Below are 9,350 nucleotides of genomic sequence, written 5' to 3'. Positions count from 1 at the left end.
AAATGGCTTCAGGCCGTCTCGGCCATCAGCTCCCGGCCGATCAGCATGCGGCGCACTTCCGAGGTGCCGGCGCCGATCTCGTAGAGTTTTGCATCGCGCCAAAGACGCCCGGTCGGAAATTCGCTGGTATAGCCGACGCCGCCGAGTGCCTGGATCGCCTCGCCCGCCATCCACGTCGCCTTCTCGGCGGAGTAGAGGATCGCAGCGGCAGCGTCCTTGCGCAGTGAGCGCGCGTGACCGCCGCGGTCGCAGGCGCGGCCGACGGCATAGACATAGGCGCGCGTGGCCTGCCAGGTCGAATACATGTCGGCAAGCTTGCCCTGCATGAGCTGAAAGTCGCCAATCGGCTGACCGAACTGTTTTCGCTCGTGCATGTAGGGCACGACTGCGTCCATGCAGGCCGCCATGATCCCGAGCGGACCGCCGGACAGCACGGCGCGCTCATAGTCGAGGCCGGACATCAACACCTTGGCGCCCTCGCCCACGCCGCCCAGCACGTTCTCGGCCGGCACCTCGCATTCGTCGAAGAACAAGGGATAGGTGTTGGAGCCGCGCATGCCGAGCTTGTCGAGATGCTGGCCGTGCGTAAAGCCCTTGAAGCCTTTCTCGATGATGAAGGCGGTGATGCCGCGCGGGCCCGCCTCCGGGTCCGTCTTGGCATAGACCACCAGCACGTCGGCGTCGCCGCCATTGGTGATCCACATTTTCGAGCCGTTGAGCACATAGCGGTCGCCGCGCTTGTCGGCGCGCAGCTTCATGGAGACGACGTCGGAGCCGGCGCCCGGCTCGGACATCGCGAGCGCGCCGACATAGTCGCCGGTAATCAGTTTTGGCAAATAGCGCTGCCGCTGCGCGTCATTGCCGTTGCGGCGGATCTGGTTGACACAGAGATTGGAATGCGCGCCGTAGGACAGGCCGACGGCGGCCGACCCGCGCGAAATCTCCTCCATGGCGACGATATGGGCGACATAGCCCATGTTGGAGCCGCCATATTCCTCCGGCGCGGTCATCCCGAGTAGGCCAAGATCGCCGAAGCGCTTCCAGAGGTCTGCGGGAAACAGGTTCGCCTTCTCGACCTCGGCGGCGCGCGGCGCGACCTCGGCCTCCACGAAGGCGCGTACCGTATCGCGCAGCATGGTGATGTCTTCGCCCAGGTCGAAATCGATGCTCGGGATGTTCATGGGCTGCGCTCCTCCAGTCTATCTTGCCTGCAAGCCTACCCCCGATCGGGCATTCGGGTCGTCGAAAAGGTTGCATTTTCCGCCATAGTTGGCGAGGATTCGGCATGCCTTTTCAAGCCACCGCAGCAGTTCCTCGCCGTGCCGTGACACCGGCCGCCTTTGTGCGCGGGGTGGTTGCCGCCTACGCCAGATATGGCCGCGACGCGGCCGAGGCGCTAGCCAAGAGCCAGGTGTCCGCCGACCTTCTCAGATCGGCGGACGGGCGGATCACGGCCACCCAGTTCGAGATCCTGGCGGGTTACGCCATGCGCGAGCTCGACGACGAGGCCCTCGGCTGGTTTTCGCGCCGGCTGCCCTGGGGCACCTATGGCATGCTGTGTCGAGCCTCGATCACCGCTCCCAATCTCGAGGTGGCGCTGAAGCGCTGGTGCCGGCATCATCGCATCCTCACCGAGGACGTGCTGTTCGAACTGGCGGTCGACCGCGACACCGCCGTGATCTGTATTCGCGAGCAGCGCGACCTCGGGCCCTTGCGCGAGTTCTGCCTGGTGACCCTGCTGCGCTACGTGCTCGGCTTCTCCTGCTGGGCCGTCGATTCCGCGATCGCGCTCCGCGCCGCGGAATTCCCTCATGCCGAGCCGCGACACGTCTCGGTCTATCCTACGATCTTCTGCAAGAACGTTCGCTTCGAAGCGGAACGCGCCAGCATCACCTTCGACAAGCGCTATCTGGCGCTGCCGCTGAAGCGCAGCCCGTCCGATCTCGACAGCATGCTGAAGGGTGCGCTGCGCCTGACCGTGCTGCCCTACCGGCGCGACCGCCTGATGGTGGAGCGGATCAGGCGCGTGCTGCGCAGTGCGCGCGGTCGGATCCTGACCGCCGACGACGTCGCAAGCGAGCTTGCGCTGTCGACCCGAACCATGCATCGTCGCCTCCGCGACGAGGCAACTTCGCTGCGCGCGTTGAAGGAAGAGGCAAAGCTCGAACTCGCCAGGGAAGCCTTGATGCGCGGCCGCGCGCCGATCAAGCGGATCGCCGAGATCGCCGGGTTTCGCAACGAGAAGAGCTTTTCGCGCGCCTTCCGCAATTGGACCGGCGCCTCGCCGCGCGAGTTTCGCGCCAGGTACCGTTAGGCTTGCACAGATGATCTTAACCGCTATCCGCCCCCTCGCCGCACGCGACGCTGCGCTTTGCCATGGATTGAGATGCAGGGAACGATGGCAAATTCGCTGACGAGCGCCTGCGTGCTCGAGACGACCGGCGCGCCAAGCGATCTGGCTGCGCGAAAACAGGCAACAGGGCGGACAACGAAATGGGGGCGTACCGGGGCTTATATTTGACTAAACGGCGGGCGTGGTCGCGGCGGCGATTTCCTGCACGGGCAGCGGTACGTCCTTGGCAACGCCCAGCACAGGGAAGCTGCGGACGTTCTTCACGTTCGGCATGGCGGCAAAATGCAGCAGCTGCTGCCGCATGCTGTCCACGCTCGGGGCCACGCATTTCAAGAGATAGTCGGTATCGCCGGAGATCCGCCAGCACTGCTGGATGCGCGGGATGGTGGCAATGGAGATCTCGAAAGCCTCCAGAACCGGTTGGGCCTGGCTGCCGAGCTGGATGGCGACGAACGAGATCACCTCGTAGCCGAGGAGCCGCTCGTCCAGAATGGCGCGCACTGCTTTGATCACGCCGCGGCTGACGAGGGATTTGAGCCGCCGCAGGCAGTTCGGCGCGGAGACGCCGACACGATGTGCGAGCTCATTGTTGCGGACGCGGCCGTCTTCCTGGAGCTCCGCCAATATCCTCAGGTCGACGCCGTCGAGCTGGTAACGCCCGGCCATACCCACCTCGTCATGATCCCGTCACGGTTCGCCCAGCGAAGCATGCGAGAAAATCCCTGCCAAGGGCTCGAGGGGAGGCTGGCAGCCGTACGGCCCTACGCTCAGCGCGTCCGGATCAGTGCGTCCAAGGCTCGCCGCGGCGGAAGGAGAAATTGTCGGCATAGGCGACCGGGCGGCGGATCGACTCCTTGGCCTCGATCACCTGGTAGGCAATACCCTTGCGCTCGCAATAGGCGATCGCCTCCTCCTTGGTCTCGAAGCGCAGCGTGATCTGCTGCTTCATGTCCGCCGACGAGGTCCAGCCCATCAGCGGTTCGACCGCGCGCGGCTGCTCCGGCTCATAGTCGAGCTGCCATTCCCGGGTCTTCCCCTTGCCCGATTGCATCGCGTTTTTGGCGGGCTTGAAAATGCGTGCGGTCATTGGACGGCCAGATCCCTTTAACGTCTATTCGGTCTAACTGTATGCGTCACCGAAGCTATTGGTGGAAACCACCGGGATAGTATAGAGAACACCGTATCGGGAATTTGAACGGTGATTCCACAATCCTGGGGGTAGCGTTGCCAACGGGTATAGTCATTATGCTGCGCCGTGACAATCTCAGCCCCCGCGCACCGCGGACCAGGAGCCTGGCCGCGCGGTACGGCTGATCTGGGCGTTCGCCGCGCGCTCCCCGTGTTCTGCGTTTCCTCCTCGAAAGCTGCTTCGAATGGCCTTCCTGAACATCAACGCAACGCTTCCCGAAAAAGGCCGTGACCTCCGGCTGGACCTGTTTCGCGGGGTCGCGAACTGGGCGATCTTCCTCGACCACATCCCCGACAACGTCGTGAACTGGATCACGACGCGGAATTACGGTTTCAGCGACGCCGCCGACCTCTTCGTCTTCATCTCGGGCTATACCGCCTCCTTCGTCTATGCGCGGATGATGCTGGAGCGCGGCTTCATCGTGGGCGCCACCCGGCTGACCAAGCGCGTCTGGCAGCTCTACGTTGCGCACGTCATCCTGTTCGTGATCTACATCGCCGCGATCAGCTATCTGGCCTTGCGCTTCGGCGATTCCGAAATGATCGATGAGTTCAATGTCGCCGGCCTCGTTGACAATGCCACCGAGACGCTGCGGCAGGGCTTGTTCCTGCGCTTCAAGCCGCTCAATCTCGACGTGTTGCCGCTCTACATCGTGTTGATGGGATTATTCCCGCCAGTCCTGTGGTTCATGCTACGCAAGCCGGACCTCACGATGGGGCTCTCCATCATCCTCTGGCTGGTAGCGCGGCATTTCGGCTGGAATCTCACTGCCTACCCGGCCGGCACCTGGTATTTCAACCCGTATTGCTGGCAGGTGCTGTTCGTGTTCGGGGCCTGGTGTGCGATGGGCGGAGCGCGGCGCTCGATGACGCTGATCAACTCGTCGATCACGCTCTATCTGTGCCTCGCCTATCTCCTGTTCGCGCTGATCATGACGATGGCGGGCCGCTTCCCGAACCTCGGCGCGATGTTTCCGGAGTGGCTGTTCTCGGCTTTCAACCCGAACGACAAGACCAATCTTGCGCCCTATCGCTTCATCCATTTCGTCGTCATCGTGATCCTCGTGATCCGCTTCGTGCCGAAGGACTGGCCGGGCCTGGAGTGGAAGGTCTTCGATCCCGTGATCGTCTGTGGCCAGCAGTCGCTCGCCGTGTTCTGCGTCGGCGTGTTCCTGTCCTTCGTCGGCCATTTCGAACTGTCGATGAGCTCGGGCTCGCTGTTCGCGCAGCTCTTCGTCAGCATCGCCGGCATCGCGATCATGACGACGGTCGCCTACTACATCTCCTGGTCGAAGCGACAGGACAAACCGTTAAAGCCGCCCGCTACGGCGAAGCCAACGGCCACCAGTGCGAAGGCGGGCTGAGCGAGCAAACGCGAAACGCCGCTTCAGGCCGCTTCGTCGCTATATTCGGTGAACTTCTTGTAGATCCACCGACGGCCGTCGTGGCGACGCCAGACCTTGCCGTAGACCAACTGCCCGTTGATCGAGCGCCTCGGCACGATAATGGTCCACAAGTGCCAGATCTCGGTCCAACCGGATCGTAAATCGGGGATTTGGGAGCTGCGATCGAAAACCATGACGAGAAACTCGCAAGAGACGAAGACGCCGCGGTGTCTGCGAAGTTGTGTGAGCTAGGTTCGTCGGCGCTGCGGCGAGCCGGGACTGATTTGATAACAGTCGACAAACTGGCCGCAACACGAGCGTGCGCTTAACCTAACCCATCAACCTTAACTGTCGTGGATGTGCAGGCCGCCGTGGTTGAAACGGTGTCCGGTCTTTTCTAGAATGCGTGAGATTTGAGATGACCGCGCCGTTTTGAGGCGTGACGATTTCGAACTGAATTGAATTTTTGAGACGCCTGCTATCCGGGTCGATCGAGATGAGTTTGCTCAGTGTGAATTTGCTCAACGTCAGTCTGCAATGTGCTTGTTTGCATCTGGCGATTCCGTCTCCGCCTTCGACGCCGACCGTCGGACGAGCCGCCGAAGAACTCCCCGATGCAGCGAATGACAATCAGACGGTTTGGCCGCTCGTCCCGTTCCCGGCGGGCTGGTGCGCGTCGAGTTGAGACGGTCCGCACGGCCAATCGGTTGGCTCCGGAAAAGCGCGACGCCGCTCAAGCGGAATATCATCGCTTGGCGGCGTCCGTTTACATATTGGGCGCTGAAATCCCCAATACCCGTATGTCTACCGCGGGCTCAAAAGGTTCGATGAAGCCTTGGTCATTTCGCATGAGGCAAACGCGCCATCTGCCTGAATCGCGCAGAAGTCGCGACGCGCTGCGAACAGAAACCCAAGGTTTGAATAGGCGGAGCTTGCCGCGGACTGAGACGTTACCGCTGCGCTGGAGATCGAACCGATCGCCGTGAACGACATGGGAGCCTCGCCAAATGCTGATTTGCCGGGCGCCATGCGAGATCCACCCTGTCCTTCAACGCGGCTCCCACCAAAAGCAGGCGCCGGGATCGCTTGCAGCGTGAGCGATACGACCTTCAACCCGCAGGCGGCGAACGTCGTCTTTCAATCCTTTGGCGATGCCTGTGAGCGAGGCCTCAATCTTCGTCGTAATCGTAGCCGCGACGGCCATAATAACCACGCCCCTGCTGGAATTGAGGCGGCACCGTTCCGTTCGGGTAGCAGCGTCCATCTCGGACGTCGACGTCTGCGCCATTGCCGCATGGGACAGGATATCTACCGTAGCCGTAGCCGTAGCCTCGACCGCGGCGATAGTAACCTTGCAGCGCTTCCTGCTCTTGCGGTGGAAGGTATCCGTTTGGATAACACATGCCGTCACGAGCGCTCACGTCCCATCCACGGCCGCATGGCGGGGGATGCCTGGGAACTCCATACTGGACCCGCTGGATGGAAGGTTGGATATCGGCGGCCGGCATTGCCTGGCCCAGCGTCAGCGCGGCTGTGAGAACAGTAACGATCATCGGAGAACCTCCTAGCTGCAGATTGGCCTAGGGAGAATGAACCCGATCTGAATGGGGCCGCCGGAGCAGCTATTCTTCGCACAGACCGGCAACGTAATGCTGCTGCGGATGTTCAATCCGTGACGCGGGCGAGCGGGACCGGGTCGTTCATTTCAGCCCTTCGCCTTGAGTGCCTGCTTGGCAGATCGCTGTCTCCGGTGCTCGGTTGACGGCTCCGAGTCTTCGTGGATCAGTTCTCTCGTTTGTCCGTCTCTAATTTTCTCGTGGCACCAGTTTATTGGCCCGACCTGACGATCTACGATCTTCTCGACCCGCTGCTCAAGCAGGTGCCGGCGGACGAACGCACGGGCGCGATCGTCAAGGGCCAGCACCGCACCTACGCCAAGACGTTCCGCAAGATTGCGCGCGCCCGCGGGACGGGAGAAGCTGCCGGGCGTGGTCTCAATCAGTCGCGATAGTAGTGCCGTGGCCGATACTCGTCCCTGTAGTACCGGCGCGGCTGGTAGTAGCCGTAGCCTTGGCGCGCGGCTTGGTACTGCGGCGGGATGACGCCATTCGGATAGCAACGACCATAGATGTCGATGTCATAGCCGTTGCCGCACCACCCACCACGAACCAGAACCAGTGGCGCTTCGTCCTGGATTGCGGGCACTTCGTTCTGGACGACTGCGGGTGTCCCGAGCTGAAGGGCGAGGATGGTAGCTGCGGCTGCGCTGGTCAATGGCATGTTCAGTTCCTTCCCATGGGCCTTGTTGTAGGAACTAAACGCCGCAAAGCCGCGCGCGGTTTCTCGGAGCGAGAGTGGATTTTGCTACTGGCCGCGCGCGGGCATTCATCGACTATTCATCAACCATGCCGGCTCGTGAGCGTGCCGGTGATGGCGGATACGGTTATTCTAGCGGATGAGCCGACAAGCCTTCGTTCACTTGCGCAAGATCAATTTGCGTCGCCGTTCCGCTCGCCTAGCCTCCGCAAGTTGAGCTTTCCGCTGTCGGCATACATCGTGGGTCATCAGCGGGGCAGAGCATCGAGCGCAGTCGGGCGTCTGCATAGCCCACGCGCGCTGTCTGGAGCTTGCCAACTTCGTGCGCCTTGATCTCATCGGCTCGCTGGACACGACCAGGGCGCGGGGCTCCGGTCCCGCGCCCTCTCAGGCCCCATCGAGGGATGGCTGCAGTGCCGGCATTTTCTGCTGAGGCTGGGTCGCCGTGGCGCGACTCTTAAAGTGGTCAAGGACGAACAAGCGTATCGCAGACGACAGATTGCCGTGCGGGCGGTTGCTGTCGATCTCGCAGACCAACTCCGACAGCGTCATGCTGCGCAGGCCGGAAATCTCCTTCATGCCATTCCAGAAGGCCGCTTCCAGGCTCACGCTGGTCTTGTGGCCGGCGACAACGATGGATCGTTTAACGACGGGGGATTTCATGGATTCCTCACACTCGATCGCCGCCCGCCTGAAATGAACGCGGGCTGTGCTCCAGCCCGGGAAGGAGAAGCAAAATCCCGGAATGACGTCAGTGTGGGCGAGTCGTTCGGTGCCGTCTGTTCGATATGCAACAAATCGTTCCGCAATCGCCCACTCGCACCCGCCCGCTGACCACCCGGTGACCGGGCGAGCGCGCTCTCATTCCAGAACCTCGTATTCGAAGGCAACGCCTTCCGGGTCGTTCTCATCGAACTCAATCGCGCCCAATTCGCTTTCCGCCCATTTCTATTGTTGCAGTTGCCGCTGCGCAGTCTCATTCCGCAATCAATTGCTCACGTATCGCCAGCATGTTTCGTTCAGGGACTAGACTAGAGTGACAGGTGTTTGACTGACACATCTGAAGGCATGGAATGGCTGTTTGGGAGGGCCGTCTATGCCATGGCGGCAGGTGCTGGCGATCGAGCAGCGGCTTCAGTTTATCAGGCCTGCGACGCAAGAAGGCGCGAACCGGCGCGAACTTTGCCGGCGGTTCGGGATAAGTCCGCAGGTTGGCAACAAGCGGATCCGCCGATGGTCGGCGGGCGATAGTGAGCATCTCGATCGATGCGCGACCGCACCAACGTCCCGATCGAAGCGAGGCGAGGGTCGAGCGGGCGCGTGCTTGGGGTTCGCGAGGCTCTCGAAAGCCCGTTTAGATTTTCTGCTAAGTGCTTGAAATTACTGGTCGGGGCACGCGGATTCGAACCGCGGACCTGCAGTACCCAAAACTGCCGCGCTACCAGGCTGCGCTATACCCCGAATGTCCAGCAGGCCCCGTCGATACACGCTTCAGGGGCAGCCAGCAAGGCGCTTCGGCCGGCTGTTTTCGTTTCTCTATTTGGCGCCGAACAGCGGGTGCGCGACGCGGTCGCCGGGGCGGATGCCGTATTTCTGGGCGGTGCCGGCCGGCACCTCCAGGACAGCACGGGCGAGCCCGCGCGAAGGGATGATCTTGGTCGACAGCGGCTCGGTATTCTCGGCGATCCGCAGGATGCGACCGTCGGCTCTGATGAAAATCATGTCTAGCGAGATGTAGGTGTTTTTCATCCACATCGTCACTTCCTGCTCGGGCGAGAAGTCGAACAGCATGCCCTTCCCGTCCGCGAGCTCCTTCCGGTACATCAGGCCGGTCGTCTTCTCCTCTTCGGTCGTGGCCATCTCGACGGAGAATACCTGAACGCCGTTCCTGGTCGCGATCTCGAGCGGCTGGAAACTCGCGGCCCGCATGGGGCTGACGCAAGCGGCGAAAACGAGGACTGCGGCCAACAAGCCCCGGATCAGCGACCAGGCTGCCTTGCGATCAAGATTCATGGAACGGCACTCATGCCAGCGGCGTGGGGTGGGATGCGCATCCTAACCCGGCGATCATGGCAAATGCCAGACTGCCCCACCCGCCCCGGCCGCTC

At 62.1% G+C, this 9,350-nt stretch carries 11 protein-coding genes, 1 tRNA gene and 1 pseudogene; 4 read left to right on the top strand and 9 right to left on the bottom strand.

The window, feature by feature from the left end:
• Positions 1-8 precede the first annotated feature (8 nt).
• Positions 9-1,181: an isovaleryl-CoA dehydrogenase gene (locus QA640_RS22620; protein WP_283035171.1), complete on the bottom strand. Its 1,173-nt coding sequence runs from the start codon at positions 1,179-1,181 to the stop codon at positions 9-11.
• 104 nt (positions 1,182-1,285) lie between these two features.
• On the opposite strand from QA640_RS22620, the gene QA640_RS22615 reads away from it, so the two are divergent.
• Positions 1,286-2,314, top strand: coding sequence for an AraC family transcriptional regulator (locus QA640_RS22615; RefSeq protein WP_283035170.1), 1,029 nt, complete (start codon positions 1,286-1,288; stop codon positions 2,312-2,314).
• A gap of 207 nt (positions 2,315-2,521) precedes the next feature.
• Here the strand turns inward: QA640_RS22615 and QA640_RS22610 are convergent, their stop codons facing one another.
• Together QA640_RS22610 and QA640_RS22605 are read right to left on the bottom strand one after the other, a co-directional pair.
• Positions 2,522-3,019: an Lrp/AsnC family transcriptional regulator gene (locus QA640_RS22610; RefSeq protein WP_283035169.1), complete on the bottom strand. Its 498-nt coding sequence runs from the start codon at positions 3,017-3,019 to the stop codon at positions 2,522-2,524.
• A 115-nt stretch (positions 3,020-3,134) separates the two neighbouring features.
• Positions 3,135-3,440: an ETC complex I subunit gene (locus QA640_RS22605; RefSeq protein WP_283035168.1), complete on the bottom strand. Its 306-nt coding sequence runs from the start codon at positions 3,438-3,440 to the stop codon at positions 3,135-3,137.
• Between the two features lie 286 nt (positions 3,441-3,726).
• Here QA640_RS22605 and QA640_RS22600 point away from each other — a divergent pair, with 286 nt between their 5' ends.
• A complete protein-coding gene (locus QA640_RS22600) occupies positions 3,727-4,905 on the top strand; it encodes an OpgC domain-containing protein (RefSeq protein WP_283035167.1) in 1,179 nt (392 codons plus the stop codon).
• Positions 4,906-4,928: 23 nt separating this feature from the next.
• Here the strand turns inward: QA640_RS22600 and QA640_RS22595 are convergent, their stop codons facing one another.
• The gene (locus tag QA640_RS22595; protein ID WP_283035166.1) at positions 4,929-5,120 is read right to left on the bottom strand and encodes a hypothetical protein; all 192 of its coding nucleotides are present in this window, start codon (positions 5,118-5,120) and stop codon (positions 4,929-4,931) included.
• Between the two features lie 975 nt (positions 5,121-6,095).
• Entirely contained in the window at positions 6,096-6,479 is a 384-nt protein-coding gene (locus QA640_RS22590) for a hypothetical protein (protein ID WP_283035165.1), read from the bottom strand.
• 224 nt (positions 6,480-6,703) lie between these two features.
• Between QA640_RS22590 and QA640_RS22585 the strand changes: the two genes are divergently transcribed.
• Positions 6,704-6,937 (top strand): hypothetical protein, encoded by a 234-nt coding sequence (locus tag QA640_RS22585; RefSeq protein ID WP_283035164.1) that lies wholly within the window; start codon positions 6,704-6,706, stop codon positions 6,935-6,937.
• On the opposite strand, the gene QA640_RS22580 is transcribed toward QA640_RS22585, so the two are convergent.
• The gene (locus tag QA640_RS22580) at positions 6,925-7,206 is read right to left on the bottom strand and encodes a hypothetical protein (RefSeq protein WP_283035163.1); all 282 of its coding nucleotides are present in this window, start codon (positions 7,204-7,206) and stop codon (positions 6,925-6,927) included. The two genes, QA640_RS22585 and QA640_RS22580, sit on opposite strands and share 13 nt — an antisense overlap.
• A gap of 423 nt (positions 7,207-7,629) precedes the next feature.
• On the bottom strand, positions 7,630-7,905 hold the full coding sequence (locus QA640_RS22575; RefSeq protein WP_283035162.1) for a ribbon-helix-helix domain-containing protein: 276 nt from the start codon (positions 7,903-7,905) through the stop codon (positions 7,630-7,632).
• Between the two features lie 433 nt (positions 7,906-8,338).
• On the opposite strand from QA640_RS22575, the pseudogene QA640_RS22570 reads away from it, so the two are divergent.
• A pseudogene (locus QA640_RS22570) lies at positions 8,339-8,452 on the top strand (IS481 family transposase); the annotation flags it as partial.
• A gap of 174 nt (positions 8,453-8,626) precedes the next feature.
• On the opposite strand, the gene QA640_RS22565 reads toward QA640_RS22570, so the two are convergent.
• Positions 8,627-8,703 (bottom strand) — tRNA-Pro (locus QA640_RS22565).
• A gap of 75 nt (positions 8,704-8,778) precedes the next feature.
• Positions 8,779-9,255 (bottom strand): DUF192 domain-containing protein, encoded by a 477-nt coding sequence (locus QA640_RS22560; protein ID WP_283035161.1) that lies wholly within the window; start codon positions 9,253-9,255, stop codon positions 8,779-8,781.
• Between the last annotated feature and the right edge of the window lie 95 nt (positions 9,256-9,350).

The sequence above is a fragment of the Bradyrhizobium sp. CB82 genome, assembly GCF_029714405.1.
Lineage (GTDB): Bacteria > Pseudomonadota > Alphaproteobacteria > Rhizobiales > Xanthobacteraceae > Bradyrhizobium.
Note: the sequence above shows the minus strand (reverse complement) of the source record. Positions and strands in the feature narration are given on the sequence as shown.